20 protein-coding genes are annotated in these 22170 nt (G+C 41.7%); 9 read left to right on the plus strand and 11 right to left on the minus strand.

Annotated elements, in window-relative coordinates:
- Nucleotides 1-4 precede the first annotated feature (4 nt).
- The 5 genes from BMZ78_RS01795 to speE all read right to left on the minus strand — a co-directional run bounded on the left by BMZ78_RS01795 (nt 5) and on the right by speE (nt 5902).
- Complete coding sequence (locus BMZ78_RS01795; RefSeq protein WP_093227437.1) at nt 5-1567, minus strand: transglycosylase SLT domain-containing protein; 1563 nt, start codon at nt 1565-1567, stop codon at nt 5-7.
- A 318-nt stretch (nt 1568-1885) separates the two neighbouring features.
- Nucleotides 1886-3559 (minus strand): arginine--tRNA ligase, encoded by a 1674-nt coding sequence (gene argS / locus BMZ78_RS01805; RefSeq protein WP_093227441.1) that lies wholly within the window; start codon nt 3557-3559, stop codon nt 1886-1888.
- Nucleotides 3546-3983, minus strand: a complete 438-nt coding sequence (locus BMZ78_RS01810) for a YwiB family protein (protein ID WP_093227443.1) — start codon at nt 3981-3983, stop codon at nt 3546-3548. The genes argS and BMZ78_RS01810 overlap by 14 nt, the downstream gene beginning before the upstream one ends.
- 203 nt (nt 3984-4186) lie before the next feature.
- A complete protein-coding gene (speB, locus tag BMZ78_RS01815; RefSeq protein ID WP_093227445.1) occupies nt 4187-5059 on the minus strand; it encodes an agmatinase in 873 nt (290 codons plus the stop codon).
- Between the two features lie 3 nt (nt 5060-5062).
- Nucleotides 5063-5902, minus strand: a complete 840-nt coding sequence (gene speE, locus BMZ78_RS01820) for a polyamine aminopropyltransferase (RefSeq protein ID WP_093227707.1) — start codon at nt 5900-5902, stop codon at nt 5063-5065.
- A 203-nt stretch (nt 5903-6105) separates the two neighbouring features.
- On the opposite strand from speE, the gene BMZ78_RS01825 reads away from it, so the two are divergent.
- Nucleotides 6106-8157, plus strand: a complete 2052-nt coding sequence (locus BMZ78_RS01825; protein ID WP_175482238.1) for a transglycosylase domain-containing protein — start codon at nt 6106-6108, stop codon at nt 8155-8157.
- Between the two features lie 175 nt (nt 8158-8332).
- On the opposite strand, the gene BMZ78_RS01830 is transcribed toward BMZ78_RS01825, so the two are convergent.
- The 5 genes from BMZ78_RS01830 to BMZ78_RS01850 all read right to left on the minus strand — a co-directional run bounded on the left by BMZ78_RS01830 (nt 8333) and on the right by BMZ78_RS01850 (nt 12923).
- The gene (locus BMZ78_RS01830) at nt 8333-8551 is read right to left on the minus strand and encodes a hypothetical protein (RefSeq protein ID WP_093227449.1); all 219 of its coding nucleotides are present in this window, start codon (nt 8549-8551) and stop codon (nt 8333-8335) included.
- Between the two features lie 255 nt (nt 8552-8806).
- A complete protein-coding gene (locus BMZ78_RS01835; protein WP_093227451.1) occupies nt 8807-9292 on the minus strand; it encodes a YwhD family protein in 486 nt (161 codons plus the stop codon).
- Between the two features lie 67 nt (nt 9293-9359).
- On the minus strand, nt 9360-11108 hold the full coding sequence (locus BMZ78_RS01840; protein ID WP_093227453.1) for a sensor histidine kinase: 1749 nt from the start codon (nt 11106-11108) through the stop codon (nt 9360-9362).
- 244 nt (nt 11109-11352) lie between these two features.
- Nucleotides 11353-11958 carry a hypothetical protein gene (locus tag BMZ78_RS01845; protein WP_093227455.1) on the minus strand — a complete coding sequence of 202 codons (606 nt, stop codon included), beginning with the start codon at nt 11956-11958 and terminating at the stop codon, nt 11353-11355.
- 212 nt (nt 11959-12170) lie between these two features.
- The gene (locus BMZ78_RS01850; RefSeq protein ID WP_175482239.1) at nt 12171-12923 is read right to left on the minus strand and encodes a YheC/YheD family protein; all 753 of its coding nucleotides are present in this window, start codon (nt 12921-12923) and stop codon (nt 12171-12173) included.
- A 213-nt stretch (nt 12924-13136) separates the two neighbouring features.
- Between BMZ78_RS01850 and yycF the strand changes: the two genes are divergently transcribed.
- The 8 genes from yycF to rlmH all read left to right on the plus strand — a co-directional run bounded on the left by yycF (nt 13137) and on the right by rlmH (nt 20720).
- Entirely contained in the window at nt 13137-13844 is a 708-nt protein-coding gene (gene yycF / locus BMZ78_RS01855) for a response regulator YycF (RefSeq protein WP_093227459.1), read from the plus strand.
- Between the two features lie 11 nt (nt 13845-13855).
- Complete coding sequence (locus BMZ78_RS01860) at nt 13856-15670, plus strand: ATP-binding protein (RefSeq protein WP_093227461.1); 1815 nt, start codon at nt 13856-13858, stop codon at nt 15668-15670.
- Entirely contained in the window at nt 15667-17040 is a 1374-nt protein-coding gene (yycH, locus tag BMZ78_RS01865; RefSeq protein ID WP_093227463.1) for a two-component system activity regulator YycH, read from the plus strand. The genes BMZ78_RS01860 and yycH overlap by 4 nt, the downstream gene beginning before the upstream one ends.
- A 17-nt stretch (nt 17041-17057) precedes the next feature.
- Complete coding sequence (gene yycI / locus BMZ78_RS01870; RefSeq protein WP_093227465.1) at nt 17058-17813, plus strand: two-component system regulatory protein YycI; 756 nt, start codon at nt 17058-17060, stop codon at nt 17811-17813.
- 21 nt (nt 17814-17834) lie between these two features.
- Nucleotides 17835-18635 (plus strand): MBL fold metallo-hydrolase, encoded by an 801-nt coding sequence (locus BMZ78_RS01875; RefSeq protein ID WP_093227467.1) that lies wholly within the window; start codon nt 17835-17837, stop codon nt 18633-18635.
- Nucleotides 18636-18775: 140 nt separating this feature from the next.
- Nucleotides 18776-19942: a S1C family serine protease gene (locus BMZ78_RS01880; RefSeq protein WP_093227469.1), complete on the plus strand. Its 1167-nt coding sequence runs from the start codon at nt 18776-18778 to the stop codon at nt 19940-19942.
- A 105-nt stretch (nt 19943-20047) separates the two neighbouring features.
- The gene (locus tag BMZ78_RS01885; RefSeq protein ID WP_093227471.1) at nt 20048-20224 is read left to right on the plus strand and encodes a CxxH/CxxC protein; all 177 of its coding nucleotides are present in this window, start codon (nt 20048-20050) and stop codon (nt 20222-20224) included.
- 16 nt (nt 20225-20240) lie between these two features.
- Nucleotides 20241-20720, plus strand: a complete 480-nt coding sequence (gene rlmH, locus BMZ78_RS01890) for a 23S rRNA (pseudouridine(1915)-N(3))-methyltransferase RlmH (protein ID WP_093227473.1) — start codon at nt 20241-20243, stop codon at nt 20718-20720.
- Between the two features lie 124 nt (nt 20721-20844).
- Here rlmH and BMZ78_RS01895 read toward each other — a convergent pair whose 3' ends face one another.
- On the minus strand, nt 20845-22131 hold the full coding sequence (locus BMZ78_RS01895; RefSeq protein WP_093227475.1) for an adenylosuccinate synthase: 1287 nt from the start codon (nt 22129-22131) through the stop codon (nt 20845-20847).
- Nucleotides 22132-22170: the final 39 nt, after the last annotated feature.

A 22170-nucleotide genomic window follows, 5' to 3' on the forward strand; every position in this document is an offset into this window, starting at 1 on the left:
AGATTTATTCATTGACTCCATAAATTGGGTGAGTATAATAACTGGGATCAAATTTACTCCGATTGCAAGGTACTCCTTTTCCAATAAAAGGAGTCGGATCAATTCGATCCCGATCTTGGTTTATATGCACCTCAAAATGCAGATGGGCTTGTGTATCTGTCATCCCGTTTCGCCCCACTTCTGCGATTTTTTGTCCTTTTTGCACATAATCTCCCACTTTGACCAACACCGATTTCCGGGGCATATGTCCATACCAAGTGGTTAATCCATTGCCATGATCGATCCCTACATACCATCCAAAACCAATGGGATCGGAAAGACTGATGGGATCTGCCTTTGAAATATAAACTTTTCCCGCTTCTGCTGCAAAAACAGGTGTACCCATTGGTGCTGATATATCAACTCCTCTGTGATAGTACGTTCCTCGATTTTGCCCATAAGGTGAAGACACACAACCTCCCTGTTTATGTACACCACCGCCCACTTGTACTGGCCACAACATTCTTCCACCAAACGATACGGGCTTACCAGAGCCAGTTAGCATAACAGAACCTAAATAGAGCTGCGCCTGTTCTTCGACTTGTGCCACTTTACTCCACGACTCTGAAAAGTATTCTGCCAATGCACAGGTTAAGGCTCCATAATTTCCAGCTTTACCTTCTTTCACTTCTTTAACGGTCTTCTTTTTCAATTCAACCATACAAGCAGTAGGATTCCCCTGTTTACTCGAATCTTCATGTTTCTTTCTCTTTTCTGCCAGTTTACTAGCTACTGATTCGACTTTTTTTCGAATTTCTTCTATTTTTGCAGGATCTACTTTCCCATCACCCATTCCTTTTTTGAATTGTTCATAGTACATCGGTACTTTTTTTACATAATCTTGCGTTTCCGGAATAGGAGGAACCTCTGGTGGTCTAGGATTGTCATCCATTCCTGAAACTCGAGCCGGTCCAGCATTATATGCCGCTAATGCAAAAATTAAATTTCCCTGGTATTTCTTCAGGTATCTGGCAATCTCTTGTGCACCTGCGTGAATGTTTTTAACAGGATCCCAGCAATCTCCATTGGGATCCAACCCAGCCTCCTGACAATTGGCTGGCATCAACTGCATGATTCCTCTTGCACCAGCGTGCGAGAGTTCTTTGGGATTAAAATTACTCTCTTGTTTTGCAATCGCTTTAAGGAGTGCTGGATCAACTCCATACTTTGCTCCTGCTTCATGAAATACTTGAGCAAATGGTACATCATTTGGAAATAATGATTTCATCTCATTCAAATAATCCCCATCGATTTTATGTACAGCTGCAAGGATATTCCAGGGAATATGATATTGTCTTCCTACTTCTTCATAAATTTGTTTGAGTGGCCCAGGGATTGCATCTTGATAACCAAATAATGGAATATCATAAGAATAAGATCCAGAATTTGAATCGACTGCAAGAAAAACAAACAGACTGATCAACATTGGAATCACTACGATAACAAACAAAATGAAAAAACCAATTCCTCCAAATAAAAAAAGATGTTTTTTTCTTCTCTTTGCAATTTTTCCCCTTATTGCTAACACAACTTTTCACCTCTCTTTCCCTGCTTCTATTCGTTCTAAAAAAAATGTCTCCTTCTTCTGACGACTTTTCCATTTTCTCTTGGCGACCTGTTTGCATGAACAATATGCAGTTTTTTCATCCCTGATAAAGCAACATTTCCTCCTATCCCATAATCCATTTTCACGATTATATATCTTTCCATTTCTGAAGTAATAGAAACATCGATTTACCTGGTCCAATAATAAAAAAGCCGAAGGAACACTGCGCCTTCGGCCAAATTTTTTATGTGCCATTTCATCACAAGTCATCATCAACAATTCATTCCCACATCTATTGTTTTACATCCGCTCAGGTGCCTGTACGCCAACCAATTTGAGTCCGTTTCGCACAACTTGTGCCACGCTCGCAAGTAAAGCCAGGCGTGCTTGAGTCAACTCTTTATCCTCTGTAATCACACGATGGGCATTGTAATAGCTGTGGAACTCGGTCGCCAAATCATAGAGGTAACGAACAACTCGATGTGGAGCGAGCTGTTCTGCTGCCTGAGCCACTTCGCTCGGGAATTCGGCCAGTTTTTGCAAGAGATCATATTCTTGCTCCAGCTCCAATTTGGCTAACTTCTCCGGCTCCAAAGAGGCTGCTAACCCTTTCTCTGATGCCTGACGGAATACACTGGCAATCCGGGCATGTGCATACTGAACATAGTAAACAGGGTTTTCGTTGGATTGCGAAACAGCCAAATCCATGTCAAAATCCAAATGAGTATCAGGACTACGCATGGCGAAGAAATAACGGGTCGCATCAACACCTACTTCATCCATCAGCTCTTCCATGGTAACGGCTTTACCCGTTCGTTTGGACATTTTGACCAGTTCCCCGCCCTGGTAGAGCTTTACCATTTGCGTAACCACGACTTCGAGTTGGTCAGCATCATACCCCAAAGCCTGCAAAGCCGCTTTCATTCTCGGAATGTATCCGTGATGATCCGCTCCCCAGATATTGATTAACCGTTGATGTCCTCTCGCTAACTTATTGCGGTGGTAAGCAATATCGGGCGTAAAGTAAGTATAGGAACCATCCTTTTTAATTAATACACGATCTTTGTCATCGCCAAATGCAGTTGTACGTAGCCACAGCGCCCCATCTTTTTCATAGGTATATCCTTTTTCCTTTAACTCTCCAATTACTTCTTCAATCTCTCCAGATTCATATAATGAACGTTCACTATACCACACATCAAAGGTGACACGGAAGCGCTCCAAATCTTGCCTGATCTTGGCAAGCAGCTTTTCTCTTCCAACCTGTTGGAAATAGCTTAACCGTTCCTCGCGATCCATCATCTCAACAAGACGATCGCCTTCCTCCTTAACAATCTCTTGAGCAATCTGAATCATTTCTTGTCCACGATATCCATCTTCAGGGAAAGTACATTCCTTGCCCAACGCTTCAAGATAACGTGCTTCAATCGATAAAGCCATCATGCGCATTTGATTTCCGGCATCATTGATATAATACTCACGAGTTACATCATAACCGGCTGCTGTTAAAATATTGCACAGTGCATCTCCGACAGCTGCACCACGAGCATGTCCCAGATGCAAATTTCCTGTTGGATTGGCACTGACAAACTCCAGATTAACCTTTTCTCCTCTACCTGTTTCGGACTTTCCATACGATTCTTTTTTCTGGTCAATTTCCAAAATGACTTTTGTCAAAAAGGAACGATCCAGGAAAAAATTAATAAACCCTGGTCCAGCTATTTGCACTTCACGAATGGATGCCTTACCCTGATCCAATTTTTCTACTATCGCAGCTGCGATTTCACGTGGGTTACGCCGAGCAATCCTTGTCAGCTGCATCGCAATATTGGTTGCCAGGTCTCCATGGGCTTTTTCACGCGGAATTTCCAAATGGACTTCTGGAATTTCTGCTTCATGGACCAATCCTGCATCAATCACTGCACGACGAATCTCTTCTTTTAAAGTCTCCTTCATTTGCTCAAGTACGCTCATTTTCCTTCCCCTCTATCCATTGAATAGTTAACTGATAACGTCCCATTTTTTCCTGACCCATCGTTAAGTGAAAAGAAAAAGAGATCCTGCCATTTGGCGGTTTCCACTCACGTATATAATCAAGGGTGGTTACATCCATTTCTGTTTGTCCTGCTGGCGTATGAACCATGCTGGTAATGGTTTGGTGCGGCCGGTAAGTTTGCCGATAGGAAACCGCACCATGACGAATCACCATTAAATAATCAGGCCATGATTTTACAGTTGTCCGTGTCTCATCTTCTGTTCCCGTATTTTCCCTATACCTCAATACCCATTCATCTTCACGTACATCAAGCTGCCCTTCTGCCTGTTGTTGAATGACTTCTGGTTCCCCTTCTCCTTCATGGTAGATCACCGATTTGATCTGGATCTGTACGGGAATCAAACTGAATACCCCTTTCCTACTCTTACAGGTATATTATCACTTCTTCATTGGTTCGCCAATGACGAAAGCCGAAGAGAGAAATGAATAAAAGCCTTCCCCGTTCATCAAAAAGGAAGGCTCCCATGATGCGCTAGAATGGCAAGAGAACGGCACGATTTCCAAACCAGATCGCCTTTATAGACAAGTGCAGATCATCCCACACATTATTTAACCCATCCTAGCAAGATCTCACGGATCAGCTTGGCGGCCACCACTGCGGTCTGTTCAGTTGGATCATAAGCGGGAGCTACTTCTACCACATCGGCCCCTACTACTCGTACTTCTGAACGTGCAATGGCATGGATGGCTGCCAACATTTCTTTGGTATCGATCCCTCCGGGTTCTTGGGTACCTGTACCTGGAGCGAATGCAGGATCGAGAGCATCAATATCGATCGTTACATAAACAGGTCGCCCAGCCAGCTCAGGCAGGCTCTTTTTCAGTGGTTCCAATACATCAAACGGATAGAAGTGAATTCCTGCTTCTTCAGCATATATCACTTCCTCCTTGGTCATGGAACGAATGCCGAATTGATATACATTCTCGCCACCGATCAACTCAGCGATTTTTCTTAGTGGTGTTGCATGCGAATAAATTTCTCCTTCATAATCCACCCGCAAATCTGCATGTGCATCAATATGGATGACTGCCAAATCAGGATAATGATTGTAAACCTCTCTTACAACCGGCCAGGTAACGAGGTGTTCCCCGCCCATTCCGATCGGGATTATTTTCCGCTCCAGTACTTTACTCACAAATTCACCGATCTGTTGCAAGCTTCGCTCAGGATTCCCAAAAGCAAGCGGAATGTCTCCTGCATCATAATAGGTAACCTCTTTTAGCTCCCGGCGCAAATAATGGCTATATTCTTCCAGTACAATCGAGGACTCCCGAATACGAGCTGGCCCAAAACGGGAACCTGGACGAAAGCTGACTGTCCAATCCATCGGCATGCCATAAATGACTGCTTGTGCTTTGTCCAAATCCATACTCGCTCCGATAAATACATTACCGGAATAAGCTTCATCAAAGCGCATGGCTTATTCCCCCTTGTCCGTTAGCAACTCTTGTACAAATACAGGTAGCTGAAAAACAGACTTATGCAATCCAGGGTGATAGTAACGTGTATCAAAAGACTGCAATTGACTTTCATCCACTTCGAGCGGATCATACTTTTTCGAACCAATGGTGAAGCTCCACAGACCACTTGGATAAGTAGGAATCGAAGCTGTGTAAAGGCGAGTAATTGGGAAGGTCGCTGAAATATCCCGGAACACTCTTCGAATCAAATCCCGGTTAAACCAAGGAGATTCAGTTTGAGCAACCATGATTCCATCTTCTTTTAATGCTTCTTTAATCCCTTCGTAAAAAGACTTCTGGAACAATCCCACTGCAGGACCCACCGGCTCGGTTGAATCTACCAAAATGACATCATACTTGTTTTTGTTTTCCGCAATATGCCGAATGCCATCAGTCACTTGAATTTCTACCCGTGGATCAGACAGTCCACCAGCAATCTGCGGGAAATAGTTTTGAGCTGCTTCAATGACCTTTCCATCAATCTCAGCCAAAACTGCTTTTTCCACACTCGAGTAGCGCAAAATTTCCCGAATGGCTCCGCCATCTCCTCCTCCGACAACCAGTACATGTTTCGGATTCGGATGTGTATTCATTGCAATATGTGTAATCATTTCATGATAAACAAACTCATCTTCATCTGTAGTCATGACCATTCCATCCAAAACCATCATCTTACCAAACTGTTCAGTCTCAATAATATCCAGTTTTTGAAATTCTGTCTGTTCATGGTGCAAAGTCCTTTTAATTTTACTGGTGATCCCATGACTTGGAGTTTGTTTTTCTGTATACCACAATTCCATATCCATCCAAAATCAACTCCTCTATGTATGTGCTTCCGATAGATTGGAAACCTGCTTAATAGCATAATTCATGTTTCTCACAGATACAATCTTTTTCCAAGCGAACCGATTAAAGATTTATGTCAGGTATATTTTTCCTTTGACTATCAAATAATATGCTTGCCTTCATCATTGAAACCATCAAGTCAAAGGAGAAGCAAAGAATGGGCGATCGCTCCTGTTCACAAATCGATTCACGTTTGGAACAACTACTAATCTGGCGCGTACTCAAGCATACCAGCCGATGGCTTAAAACCATTATTTATGCTTCTTTCGTTGGAGGAATCGGTCTGGGTCTCTTCCTTGTCTATCTTAAGTCACATCCTCTTCCCCCTCCAGATATACATCTTGCGACCAAAATTTATGACGACCAAGGTCAATTGATCAATCAGGCAGAACAAGGAAAACCACATGATCCCATTCAACTGGATTCGCTCCCCAAACATTTGATTCAGGCAACTCTGGCTGCTGAGGATCGAACTTTCTACCAGCATGCTGGCTTTTCCTTACACGGAATTGCCCGGGCTGCCTGGATTAACCTGAAGTCAGGGGAGATTGTTCAAGGAGCCAGTACAATCACTCAACAATTGGCTCGTAATCTATACCTAACCCATGACCGAACCTGGGCCCGAAAAATGAAAGAAGCGATGTTAACTGTTCAGCTCGAGTTACATTACTCCAAAAACCAGATTTTGCAATTATATTTTAACCATATATACTACGGTCATGGTGCTTATGGCGCCCAACAGGCTTCCCATCTTTACTTCAACAAACCCGTCCGGCAGCTTTCCCTTGCAGAAAGTGCTTTTTTAGCTGGCCTCCCAAGGGGACCTGAATATTATTCTCCTTATAGTCACTTTGATCATGCCAAGAAACGTCAAGAACATATTTTAGATCTCATGGTTAAAAATCAAATGGTCTCCAAAAAGCAAGCTGAACAAGCCAAGCAAGCAACCATCTCCATTATTCCTCCGAAAAAAGTGGTTCATCCAAGCACAAGGGCCAACTATTTTCGTGATTATATTATCCGAACAGCGATTATGGAATACGGCCTGGACGAGAATCTGGTTAGACATGGTGGGCTCAAGATTTATACCACGCTTAATTCTGAAATACAACAACAAGCCGAACAAGCGGTAACCAAATATCTCCAAGATCAAGGGGATTTACAAGGGGCATTAGTAGCTGTTGATCCACATACAGGCCATATCAAGGCAATGGTCGGTGGCAAAGATTATCGCCAATCGCCGTTTAATCGGGCTTTCGCACAACGCCAACCCGGTTCTTCCTTTAAACCCATTGTCTATCTAAGTGCTCTTGAAAGCGGCTATACTCCTTTAACCAAAATTTTTAGCCGCCCCACTTCTTTCGTTTATCAGGGAGGCATTTATCAACCTTCCAATTTCCACGGCCAATATCCAAATCGACCGATTTCTATGCGTGAAGCGATTGCTCAATCCGACAACATATATGCTGTGAGCACCTTATTCCAAATTGGAATCGATAGAGTGATCGATGCTGCCAAAAAGCTTGGCATCAAAAGTGAACTTCGCCCCACTCCTTCTCTTGCTTTGGGCAGCTATGCAGTCACACCTTATGAGATGGCTCAGGCATACAGTACATTAGCCTCTGGAGGTGTATTCCATCCACTTTCAGGTATTGTAAAAATCGTAGATATGGACGGCCATGTACTTGTGGAAGAAAAAAGAAGTGCAAAGCAAGTGACTACATCTGGACACGCTTATGTCTTAACCCACCTACTTTCTAGTGTTTTTGAACCTGGTGGAACAGCTCATCGTGTTCGACAAATCTTTACACGTCCCGCCGCCGGAAAAACCGGATCAACCGATTGGGATAGCTGGCTGGCTGGTTATACTCCTGACTTAGTGACCACTGTATGGATCGGATATGACCGTGGCAAAAAATTACCTACAGAAAAAACACGAATCGCACAATACATTTGGGCTTCTTTTATGAAGCAAGCAACCAGTAAACAACCAACCCGAATTTTCCCAATCCCACCAGATGCAAGAGGAGTATACATTGATCAAGAGACTGGCTATTTAGCTACACCACATTGTCCAAAGACAAGAATGGAATATTTCGTCAAGGGAACAGAACCTGTAATCTCTTGCCCAGTTCATCCAATGACTCACTCTGGACATTCAGAAGAACCTTCTCTCTGGGAAAAAATCTGGAACTGGTTTCAGCAATAAGGGGTTATCCACAAGGGGATCGATTCCAATTGAATCCTTAAAAATAGCCCGTATCACCATTGAAGTGGTACGGGCTAATCCATTTTATGTTATTTTTCTGGGCAAAATGGCGCTTGTGTGGAAGTTTGTTGAGAGCTTTTGAGTTAGCCCATCTTTTTGCTAAATATTTCACATACTAACATTCATTACTTCCACCTATTTTTCCTTCTCCATCTGCCCAGACTCTATCATTATGAACCGTGATGAGTCCTGCCTGAGCCAATTCCTGCATCACTTGGTACATACTTTCCCGCTTTGATTCGGGAAGCTGGTTAACAAATTGATTAATCTTTTCAGGAGAAACATTGGGTGTGAAATGTACGCCTCCATGCCGTACATAATGATCAAAGTTCATAATCGATCCTCCTTTTTGCCCTTAGCTTGAGCCAAAAAGAAGTTTTTTATCAGGGATTAAAACAAATAAGAGACAGACCCTTCGAAATGTTTGTGAAAATAATCCCAAATTGGAGATCAAAACAAAAATTGCGGACCGAATCATCGATCCGCAATTTTTGTGTCCTAGCAAAAGGTTCCGTAATCATAATCTAGTGTACTCTTGCTAAAGAAAGAGGACAAGATGTTTGCATATTTGTTCACATACTATTCATTTTTAAGTCAATTGTTCCTTTAATTCCTCTTTGCTATTTTCCCACATTTCCTTATTATGGGTCATTAAAAACTGTTTCAATACTGACTTTTCTTTTTCACTCAATTCGTCCAGTCGAATGCGCCGCTTTAATGCATCATCCATCCGATTGACATGGAATGCCAGATTTTTCCATCCACGTCTCTCTTCCCGATTGATAATCATCGGACAAGCAGTCACGCCTGCATAATAGGGACCGTTTTCATTACGGTCGATGGCTATCCAAACAACCCAGTACAGTTTGCCATTCTGTACTTCCTCTTTATTGGCCGTAAATTTAATCCCACGTTCAACTGCACTTTTGGCATGAAGTAATCCTAAATCGATTTTGGCCGTATCTCCATCAATTAAAACCGCAGATAGATTGCTCAAATTTAAAGTTCCTGTATAATAATCGCCATGCGTTGTTGATTTGTTACCAATAATATTAAATTGTGGTTTATTTTTCATTCTCTTCAGCCTCCTCACCTTATTTTACCTTAGGAAGGCTTGTAGGTGCAAAAAGTGAGAAGGAAAACTACTTGGTCATCAGGCGTTTAAAAGAGGGTTCCATCATCTTTTTTACAGGAAATGATTTCGTCTTGTTCTCCTTCGACTGGCGAATCGGCAAATGAATATGAAATACGGTACCACGTCCAGGTGGGCTGGTTACATGAATATGACCACCATGATCTGAGATAATCCGCTGGCAAATCGACAAGCCCATTCCTGTTCCTTCCCCTTTGGTAGTAAAGAACGGCTCAAAAATTCGTTCATAGTGTTCGGGACGAATGCCTACCCCTGTATCCTTGACTCGAATAATCACTCGATCCCGCATTTCACGCCAATGAATTTCTACCCGTCCTTTTTCTGTCAATGATTCCAAACCGTTTTGTACCAAGTTGATCAGCACTTGCTTCAATTGTTCAGGATCCGCCTCAATCATCACTCTGGAAATAGGGGGGTAAAGCTTTAATTCATGTCCCATGAGAAAAGCACGTGGTTGCAAAAGGCTAAACACATCTCGAATCAGTTGATCCAAGTCAAAATAAGCAAATTTAGCTGGACGTGACTCGCTCAGTTTCAAAAATTGTTTGAGCAAATCATTAATTCGATCAATTTCTGGCAAGATAATCGATTCCCATTTCTTAACGGCATCTGATTCAGCTGCGGAGATCTGAACAAAGCCTCGAATTGAAGTCAGCGGATTACGAATCTCATGAGCAAGACCAGCAGCCAGCTGACCAACCGCAGAAAGTTTCTCCAAATGTCTTCGGCATTCATCTTCTTTATCGCGCAATCGCTGTTGCTCAATAGACAAACGTTCTTCTGCCAAACGGATCAATTCCGCAGCAGAATTCGCTTCCTTCGGATATGAAGCCGTTCCCAGACAGTAATTGGGCAACCCCTGTTCTTCCTTTAAACCCTTCATCACTTGATCAATCAAATTCAAACCATGACACAAGGCTTTTTGATCTCCCATCAATCCAATCGCAAACTGATCTCCATCATACCGGGCCAATTGAACATGAGGTGGTAAATTCTTTTTTAACTGCCGAGCCAACATAACCAGTAATTCATCTCCGTATTCCATCCCATGCTTCATATTCACCTGCTTGAAGTCTGTCAAATCAATACATATAACATGGTATGATTGATTTTGGCTACAACGACTCAACGTTCGAATCATTTGCTCCTGAAAACCGCCCAGATTGTACAGGCCTGTTAAATAATCGCGACGATACGTTTCTTCAATTTCAGCATGGTACTCATGCAAACTTTGTTGAGCTTCTCTCAATTTGTTGAGTAAATAGACATTTTTCTTCTTTGTCTTTTTTAACTCGATAAAGGAACGACGAACCTGCAAACTGATCCAACTGATCCAGACAAACAGAAAAGTTTCACTGATAATCCGGGCCAGATAAAAGCTATGAACATAAGTACCCAACTGTAGCAAATGAAACGTTGCAGCATAAATACATGTAACAAAAACAATCCTTTCGCGATTTGTTCGAACAAGGACATTTCCTAGGACAATTAAGTATAGAACCATCATCGGAATCATGAGTGTAAGGATATCGATTGCAACTAGAGCGACCAATACGGAGAGCATGTAACCATAAGGGGGAAATCTGTTCACCTTTGACTGATTTAAAAAGATTAGAACTAGCAAAGCAATCGTAGCTGCACTCAACATCGTCCAATAAAGAAAAGGATGATTTGAAAAGAAATTTTTTACCAAATCATACATCATTCTCGTTTCAAAAGCCTTGAAGTCGTCTAGCACCTGTTTCCCCACTCCTAACTTTAGCGACTCAATACTTAATCTTGGAAGATCATTAGGGCGTAAAACGATTCATCCATTTTCTTCATTCATTCGTACAAAAATGCTTCTATTCGAACAAGATACGACAAAAGGATTGTAAATTCTTGCAAAGATTCCTATTGTTCACAAAAAGTTTCCAAAATTAGTGATAAAAGAGGGAGCCCTTTTTCGGACTCCACTCTCAACCATGATTTAATCTTTGATCTCATCCCAAATAGTTAACCAAGTGACTAAATCCTTGCGCGTTGGCTGGCTCTCTTTTTATTTCTGTTTCCTCATGGTCTTTCCCATGAGTGGCCAATTTTTCCCAAGCTGGATACGCTTCATCCATCATCACATGATCCCGTTTGAGAAGTGGAGTGACTTTTTGCGCTTCTTCAGCATAATGTTGCTGATAGCCTGAATCCATTCCAGCAGTACCGGAAGCAAAGGTTGCTTGTCCAATGTGACGGGGTGGATACATTGGCTGATCATTGAGCAACGTGTGGATCACCGTCTCTTTCAGGATGTTTTTGATTTCTTCGCTGCGATACCCACTCTCCAAGCTTTTGATCCATTGATACACCGGACCATCTTCGGGAGTAAAGGTGACGTTTCTTTGTGTGGGTACATACTCACTTCTCATTTGGATCTGCTCTTTCAACGTCCTTGCGTCACAGATGGATTGAAGCGGGAAGTAATTGTTCCGCAGATAGGATTGGATGCAGTACTTGACTAGCATCGGGAATTGACCTTTCGGAAGAATTTCGTACCAGTAACGAACCAACCGATCCTTTTTACCGAGATATACTCCAACTGTAATTGAAGACATATTTCACACCTCTTTTTTTATTGGAAAATTTTAAACTCCTTTAATTAATGTTAATGGTAGCAGTATCCAAATAAATACGTCAACAGGAGGTTTTGTCGAAATAGCTCGTATATTTTCGAAAACGAAAAAAACATGCTTTTCGCATGTTGAATTCATTTCTGGCCAGCAAATCAACCCATAAAATTTATAGACTTACAATAAATTTATCTATATTAAATAATTTTTCGGTGATTCTTTATTATTTGCCGATACATGCCCAAATCCGGCAATTTACTGAACATTTTAAATTGGGGACGGGTATTCACTTCAAAAATCCATAACTTCCCTTGCTGGTCAATCCCTGCATCAATCCCCAGTTCCTTTAGTCCTATAAATTTGTTATTTAATATTTTAGCTACCCGTTTGGACAAAAAACTAATTTCCTTCAAATGCCCTTTTGTCTTCCCATAGTTGTTTTTCGTTATACTTAATAATGCCTGAACAGCATTACAAGGTGTTCCACCTTTACAATAGTTGGTTACAATTTTGCCTGGAGCTGCTATTTTAGCTACAATTCCTGTTACTTTCCATTCATTCTCAGGTTTTTGCAAAAATATACGCAGATCAAACGGCCTTCCATGAACAGTAGCTAACGAAATCCCCTGTTGAACAATATATCTCTTTTTAGGTAAAAAACGCTGTTCGATCCATTTGAACAACTGGCTACTCGCTACGATCGAACAACCATATGGACTACAGCACTCATAACTTTTTTCGTTCCATTTGCGAACACGAATGATTCCAGCGCCACCGCCACCTTTATCTGGTTTAATATAGACAGAAGCATATTTTTCCAACATATAAAACAGGGTCTCTCGATTAAACCATTTGGTTTCAGGAAGATAAGCACGAACCTGACCATGTTTTAATAACACCATCGTTTTCAGTGCCTTACTGGCAATTTGCTGATATCTCCTTATTTCCATGGTCTCCCCTCCTTCCTCATTTATCATATTCACCATTGAAACGCTGGGCTTTACACTTTTCGCCTATTTTTTCATAATGACTTTCAAGGAGGATCCATAGAAGTAGTGGTAAAATAAGAAGAGATCATCTGTGGTATATGGCAAAACAGGAAACTTCAAGAGCTTTCATTGAACAGGACTTTCGATTGACTCTTCATAGATATAGGGGGATAAATAATGGGGGCACGCATTTTAATTGTGGAAGATGAAAAAAATATCGCGGATATTATCAAGTTTAACTTAGAAAAAGAAGGCTATCAGGTTAAATGGGTGGGAGATGGGGACGAGGCCATTCAAACAGCATTGGCAGATCCGCCTGATCTCATCATTCTCGACCTTATGTTGCCAGGATCCGATGGAATCGAAGTTTGTCGACAAATTCGACAACATCATCAATTGCCCATTATTATTCTATCAGCCAAAGATTCGGAACTGGATAAAGTGCTGGGTCTCGAAATTGGTGCAGATGATTATGTGACAAAGCCTTTTAGCAATCGCGAGCTACTCGCTCGCATCAAAGCCAATTTACGCCGCTCACAAAAAAATCAATCAACAAAAACGGAGAAAGAAAACAGTCCGCTCGTTGTTGGTGAACTATCCATTGATCCGAATACCTTTGTCGTGCAAAAACGGAATAAAACCATTGACTTGACGCATCGGGAGTTTGAGTTGCTCCTTTATTTGACGAAGCATGTGAATCAGGTTTTAACTCGTGAACACTTATTGCAATCGGTCTGGGGTTATGATTACTTTGGCGATGTGCGTACCGTTGATGTGACCATTCGCCGTTTGCGTGAAAAAATTGAAGATGACCCTGGAGCACCCAAATACATTATTACACGTCGAGGCATCGGTTACACCATGCGTGATCCTAATTCCTAAGCGGTGATGAGATGAAAAACTGGTCTTATTTTGTAAGTCGTTTACAATGGAAATTGGTTGTGATTTTTCTCCTATTATTTATTGCTTCTGTTCAATTAATCAGTGTGTACATCATTCGTTCACTAGAAGACAGCTATAAAACGGATTTTATCAAAGAACTCGGGATTCAGGCACAAGCCTTGGAAATTCCCTTACTCACCATACTCGTCAATCAAAACAATACACCCGAACAAAAGAGCAGAGAAATTGACAATCTGCTCAAGAAAAAACTAACCATCAGCAAAGACATGCAAATCCAGGTATTAAACGACAATGGAATGGTGCTGGGTACTACCTCATCCAATGAAAATATAGTGGGGACAAAAAATGGGTATATCCATCGACTCCAAAACCAGCCAACTCCAACCATGATTCGCCGTGACCCTAATACGAATGTGGATTATCAAATATATATACGGCCGATTAAAAACAGTAATGGCAATCTGGTTGGCATGATTTATATCGAGGCTTCCCTGCAACCGGTTTATACGAAAATCTCCTTTATTACCAAACGGCTTATTTTGATTGGTGGGATCGCTCTCCTCTCTTCCGGTTTTCTGATTATACTGCTTGCCCGAACCATTACTTCTCCGTTAGAGGAGATTACGAAAAAAACGACAGAAATGGCTACAGGCAACTTTGATATCCAGGTCAAAGTCTATAGCAAAGACGAAATAGGAAAGCTGGCCACCGCTTTTAACAATCTGTCCTCTGACTTACGGAAAGCGTTAAACCAGAAAGAGGAAGAAAAAGAAAAGCTTGAGTCCGTGTTGGCAAATATGAGTGATGGTGTATTGGCGACGGATCGTAATGGCAGAATCATTGTCAAGAACAGTTGGGCTGAAAAAATCCTAAATCGCCCGATTCAATTGGGAGATCCCATTGAGAAAGTGCTATCCCTTTCTGATCCACTTTCTCTGCCACTCGAAAACGAACGGCAGACCTTTTTGGAAATCCATACAGATGATCCAGAAGACCACACCATTGTCAAAATTACATTCACCCCGATTAAACCACATGGTCAAAAGGAAATGGTGGGTGTTATCGCTATCTTGCAAGATGTTACGGAAGAAGAGAAATTGGATCGACAACGCAAGGATTTTGTGGCGAATGTCTCACATGAACTGAGAACGCCTCTGACAACTATTAAGAGCTACTTGGAAGCCCTGGAAGATGGAGCCATTCACGATCCAGATCTATCGGTCCGTTTTCTAAAAGTGGCTCGCCAAGAAGCGGATCGAATGACTCGTTTAATCAATGACTTGCTTCATCTCTCGCGTCTTGATGCCAAACAGGCCCGCTTTCACAAAAAGGCGATTCATCTTCGAGAGATGTTGGAAGATGTGGTTGATCGATTTTCTGTCCAATGCAAACAAAAAGATATTTCCATTTCTTTGCAGATTTTGACCAGCTTGACTTATGTATATGCCGACCGTGATAAAATGGATCAGGTATTGGACAATCTCGTCTCCAATGCCGTGAAATATACCCCTGAAGGCGGGAAAATTACGATTTATGCCCGTCGCCGTTTAAATGGCATGGTGGAAATATCCATCAAAGATACAGGAATTGGGATTCCAAAAAAAGATTTAGGCCGAATTTTCGAGAGGTTTTATCGTGTGGACAAGGCCCGCTCGCGCAGTATGGGGGGGACGGGTCTGGGCCTCGCTATTGCTCAAGAAATTGTTCGTGCTCATGAAGGGGAAATTTGGATCGATAGTGAGTACCAAAAAGGCACGACTGTCTCTTTTACTCTCCCCCCTTGTGAACCGGAGGTTATTGGATGAAAGAAAAATGGATTGAGAATGCCAAAACAGTCAGTTTAGTCATATTAGTGGTTCTCAGTTTTGTCCTGACAGGATCATTATGGTACATGACTCCTGCTTACGAGGAAAAAAAAGACATCTATCGCCCTTTGCACTATATTGGTGATATCAAATACAATCAAAAACAGGTTTATCAATTGACATCTCCCCCTTTCCTGCTCCTGCATGAAGCAGGAAACCATTATTGGGTGACTGCCAAAGATAACAGCTACAATGAATGGCTAAAAACCCTCTCAGAAATAAAAATCCGGCATTATGAAAAAAAGAAACCAAATGCCAACGATTGGAAATACCTTTTCCAACAAGCGACTGGCATCGAGCTTTTCTTTTTTCATGATCTTCCGATTGATACGATTTCAGCCTTTATACACATTGATGAGCCTGATCTATCATTTCTAAAAGACTTAACCAAAGTTAGCCGCATCTGGCTTTATTCGGATCCACAAACCAAACAGATCAATATCTGGTTTATCTCTGATTTTCGTGGCGAAATTGTACAAGCAACGACCGATCTCTCTATCTTTCAGTTTGAAAAACAGTTTAATCTATCGGAGAAAACCGATCTCGTTACATTCGAAGCGATTCCTGCAAACAATAAACCACCTTGGGATCCGGCAAATAACAATATCCCTTTTTCCCGTATCATTTATCTGCCTAACCAGCCGATAAATGCCAAAAAATACACTTACCACCTGCAAGAGATCAACATCAACGACATGAAACAATTCCTGTTTAGTGTAGATAACATTACCCCAACGGAACTAAGCAATGGGGAACTTGTTTACGCCTATGATGGACGAACCTTGACTTATAACAAACAGGACAACTATATGGTCTACATTGGACCAATGCCTGAAAACCCGGATAAAGAAAAGAGTTTGGTTACAGATATTATTCAAATCAACAAATTTATGTCAGATCACCGCGGTTGGACTGGAAACTACTTGTTAGAAAAGGTTCAGCGTCAAGGCAGTGCAAATCGTTATACATTTCGTCTCGTTCACCAGGACTATCCTGTTTTCTGGGCAACCGAAAATCATTTATCCAAGCAATACCTGGATACCATCCAATTTCAAGTAGAAAAACAGGAAAAAAGATATTTGCGCTACATGTATACCTTACCGGAAAAACCAACAAATGTCGTAGAAAGATCATTGCCAGACAAGAAATCGCTTTTATCCATTCTGACCGAAAGAAAAATTCCTCTCGATAAAGTAGAGCGTATTTTCCCTGGCTATCGGGCTAGCAAAAAAGAAAAACAAGTGGTTTTAGAGCCCGTTTGGGTGGTTATGACAGTGGATGGAAAACAACATTTGATTGCTTTGCCTTAGTGCGGGGAGGATGAGAAATGGATTGGCGCCGAGCAAAAACCATCTTGATCATTGCTTTCATTTGTTTGGATCTTTTTTTAGGCTTTCAATTGTATCGTACGATGGAAAAGAAATCCCAGTATATGAACAGCAATATCATTGAAAATGGTCAAGTCACAGATCAGGAAGTTCAATCACTCTTGGCCAAATATCAGATCAAACTGGCTACATCTAAGCCAAAAGAGCCTACGCAAATTTCTGCTTTTAAAGCAAAAGCTTCATCTCTTTCTGGTTGGAAAAAAGGAGATGGTGAAACATACGCAAAAACCTTTCCATCTCCTGTCCCTTTTAAAGATTATCAGCATATGGATCAAATGCTGCAGAAATGGATTCCCTTTTTCAAGGACTTTCGCTATTCCGAAAATGATTCAAAGCCCAATGTACGAGTATACCTGCAAATGAAAGACCAGATCCCTATTTACAACAGCCGGATCCTTGTACATCTGGAGAAAAACAAAATAAAAGCGATCGAATTATCCCATTATGAGTTGACTCAACCGATTTCCATTTATTTAACATCTTTCAACTCCGCTCTCTATCATTTGATTCAAAGTGGGAAAGTACCGACTTCAAAAAGTCCGTCTGCTACTGTCACGATCAGAGAAGTTTCTTTAGGATATTGGGTATATCCAAAAGCAGAAGAACACATTATTTTGCCCGCTTGGCGCTTTTATATCGATCATCATTTCTATTACGTTCCAGCCAATAAAAACATGGAAGTTATTAAGAAATAAATGAAAAAGGAAAGAAGGCAAATGAGATTTAGTGTATTAGCTAGTGGAAGCTCAGGTAATTCGATCTATATCGAATCAGAGAGAGCCCGGGTACTGATCGATGCCGGTCTAAGTGGAAAACAATTGGAAGAACGCTTGAAACAGATTGGAGTGCATCCGTCAACACTTTCGGCCATCCTTGTCACCCATGAACATATTGATCATGTGAAAGGATTGGGAGTCCTCGCACGCCGCTACCAAATTCCTGTCTATATGAATGAAGCCACCCAAAAACATTTGCCGACAAGTGTAGGTACCATTCCAGAAAAACAGCAACATCTCTTTCATAGCCAAGCGATTATTGAAGTGGAAGATTTGCAAATTGAGTCTTTTCCGGTCTCACACGATGCAGCGGAACCAGTCGGTTACGCCCTTCATGTTGATAATGAAACAATCGCTGTTGTCACCGATTTGGGATATGTCAGTCAACGGATTATCGAAAAAGTTTCTGGTGCAGATACTTTAATTTGGGAAAGTAATCATGATGTAGAGATGCTGAGAGTGGGTTCTTACCCTTGGAATGTCAAACGAAGAATTTTAAGTGATATTGGCCATTTATCCAATGAGGATTCAGGAGAAGCACTCGTGGATGTATTGCACGGAAAAGGGGAACATGTTTATTTGGCGCATTTAAGTAAAGACAATAATCTTTCTGAACTGGCCCATCTTACTGTGAAAGAAATATTGGAAGATGCCGGTCTGGAAGTAGGAAAAGATGTCCACTTATGGGAAACTTATGCAGATCGTCCAACCCCTTTGCGCTATGTAAAAACAAGAAAATAAAACACCGATGTTTTTAATAAATATCACGTTTTTTTGACATCCCTCTGGCTTATCTCATGAAGAAAGTACCATTTAGTATAATGTTAATAAAAGATTCAAATACTGTAAGCGATGATCCTTGAGGGGAGGAAACTCAAAAAATGGGATTTTATAACAATCCAGAACGGCGTTCTTCTGGATTGGGGATAGCGATCATATCAGCTATCATCGGAGGGCTGATTGTCCTTTTATTTACTCCTCTGTTCATTCGAAGCGGAGTCATTCAGCTTCCAACCAATCAAACACAAGCACCAACAGCTCCGACAAAAGTAACCACTGTAAAAGTAAATTCCAATATTACTCAAGCGGTTGAAAAGGTCCGTCCAGCTGTTGTCGGAGTAGAAAGCATTCGAAAAACGGGTGGCTTTTTTACCAATGAAGAAGAACGTGAGTCCGGGTCTGGGATCATCTTTGAAAAACGAAACGGGAAAGCATTGGTTGTTACCAACCATCATGTGATTGAAAAAGCCCGTGATGTTCGGGTCGTGATTTCAACGAAAGATGAACCAAAAACCGTTCCAGCCAAAATATTGGGAAAAGACAAGATTACCGACTTAGCCGTTTTAGAAATCGATGATCAATATGTGACCACTGTCGCTGAATTTGGCAATTCTGACGTACTTAAAGCAGGTGAGCCAGCGATTGCCATTGGAAATCCGCTGGGATTCACTTTCTCCCAATCTGTAACAGTCGGCGTGATCAGCTCACCGAAAAGAACCTTCCAGGCAAATGAATACATATCCACTGAAGTTATTCAAACAGATGCCGCCATTAACCCGGGAAATAGTGGCGGAGCATTGGTTAATGTAGCCGGACAGGTGATTGGGATCAATACCCTGAAAATTGCCGAACGAGGAGTCGAAGGACTGGGATTTGCCATTCCAATTAATCATGCTCGACCGATTATTCAGGATCTAATCAAAAAAGGTCGTGTCCCTCGCCCCTATATAGGTGTTTCTTTTCTTGGTAATTTATACCAATTTTCTGACCTCGAATTAGCTGAATTGAAAGTACCTGACAATATTACAGGCGGTATTGTGATTGAATCGGTTGAAGCCAATTCTCCTGCAGCCAAAGCCGGCTTACAATACCTTGATGTCATTGTAGCCATTAATGGAAAAGCTGTTAATTCAGTCGTCGACTTAAGAAGTTACTTGTACAGCAAAACTCAAATTGGTTCAAAAATTGAGCTTACCTTTTATCGGGATGGTAAAAAACAAAAAACCCATCTCGTTTTGGCAGAGGCGCCACCTAACTTGACAGAATAACAGCAAGGACGGTTTGTAAAATAAATTCAAACCCAGCATCCTGGCAAAAAGGATTCTGGGTTCTTTTATCTGTGGATCGTACAAAATCAGGAAGGAGAACCCTATATGATTTGGCATGCTTGTGAAGAACATGTGGATTATCTCATGGACGATATCATCGACGAATATCATGTCGCACCCGTATTGGAACCATATTCCCCTGCCTTTCACATCGAAAAAGCATCGTGTAAATGGTGCGGTCAGGAACCTGTCTATCAGTTAATCTTCGAACCTGAAATGTGAGAAATGAGGGAATTCAATGCGTATCCATTTGATCACGGTCGGCAAGTTGAAAGAGAAATATTTGCGCCAAGCTTGTGAAGAATATCTAAAACGCCTTCAATCTTATGCGAAAGTAGAAATTACAGAAGTGACTGAGGAAAAAAGCCAAGATCCTGTATCTCCAACCGAAATCCATCTGATCCTGGATAAAGAAGGAGAACGAATAGCGAAAGCCATGCATGCAGATACCTATCTCATCGCTCTGGCTATTGATGGGAAATCCCTCTCTTCCATCGATTTTGCTAAAAAATTGGATCAATTAACCACTTACGGAAAAAGCCACATTACATTTGTGATTGGCGGATCCTATGGGCTCTCTTCCTCTATTCTTGAACGTGCTGATATGAAATTATCTTTTTCAGCCATGACCTTTCCCCATCAACTGATTCGCGTTTTCTTACTTGAACAAATCTATCGTGCTTGTAAAATCAATCGGGGTGAGACATACCATAAGTGAACAGGTTTAGTGAAAAAACGAAGCGGGTGTTATATCGATCTGTAACTCCAGGGATTTTTGAAATGACTTTTAGAAAAAAAGACCTAACATCCAACATAGAGCGGATGCTAGGTCTATCAGTTTTTTATATATAAACCGGACGTACCTGGATTGTTTGATCACGATCAGGCCCCACAGAGAAAATGGCTAATGGAATTCCGGTCAATTGGGTGATACGTTCCACATAATGCTGGGCTGCCAATGGTAAATCATGCAAACTGCGTACCTTTGTGATATCTTCTTTCCAACCTGGCAACTCTTCATACACTGGCTCGCATTCAGACAAGATCTTTAAATTGCTGGGGTAATTCTCAATGATTTCCCCTTTATAACGATACGCCGTACAGATTTTCACCGTATCCAAACCAGTAAGCACATCCAATGAATTTAATGATAAACTGGTGATTCCGCTCACCCGGCGTGCATGTCTTACAACGACGGAGTCAAACCAACCGACTCGGCGTGGACGCCCTGTTGTTGTACCGTATTCTCTGCCAATCTCGCGAATTCGATCACCGATTTCATCATGGAGTTCTGTTGGGAATGGTCCATCCCCGACACGAGAAGTATAAGCCTTGGCTACACCTACAACCTGATGAATTTTGGTTGGGCCTACTCCTGATCCAATACATACACCACCAGCCACTGGATTGGATGAGGTCACAAATGGATAGGTTCCCTGATCGATGTCCAGCATGACCCCCTGAGCGCCTTCAAATAAAACACGTTTCCCTTGGTCGATGGCATCATTCAATACAACAGATGTATCTGTAATATAAGGACGAATGCGTTCAGCACAAGCCATATATGGCTCATAAATCTCTTCAAATGTAAACCCTTTTTCTTGGTAAAGCTGCTCCAGGATCCGGTTCTTTTCTTCCAGATTCCGCTTCAGTTTCTCCGCAAAAGCCTCTGGATCAAGAAGATCCCCCACACGAATACCGATCCGTGCCGCTTTGTCCATGTAAGCTGGACCAATTCCCTTTCCGGTTGTGCCGATCTTGTTGGTACCTTTTCTCTTCTCAGCCGCCTGATCCAACCGAATATGATAAGGCATGATAAGATGAGCTCGATCGGAAATACACAAATTGGATGGATCCACTCCATGTTCGATCAAGTAATCCAATTCTTCCACTAAAGCTTGCGGATTGATTACCATACCATTACCAAGTACACAAATTTTTTCTTTATAGAAAATCCCCGAGGGAATCATATGCAACTTATAACGAGTTCCATTAAATACAATGGTATGACCCGCATTATTCCCACCTTGATAACGGGCAACTGCTTCCGCTTTTTCTGCTAAAAAGTCCGTGATTTTACCTTTTCCTTCATCTCCCCATTGGGTACCTACAACCACTACTGTAGACATGTTTTTTCCTCCTTACGGGGCATGCATCTACTTCATTGA

Origin of the sequence: Thermoflavimicrobium dichotomicum, assembly GCF_900114055.1 — a bacterium.
Classification (GTDB): Bacteria; Bacillota; Bacilli; order Thermoactinomycetales; family Thermoactinomycetaceae; genus Thermoflavimicrobium; species Thermoflavimicrobium dichotomicum.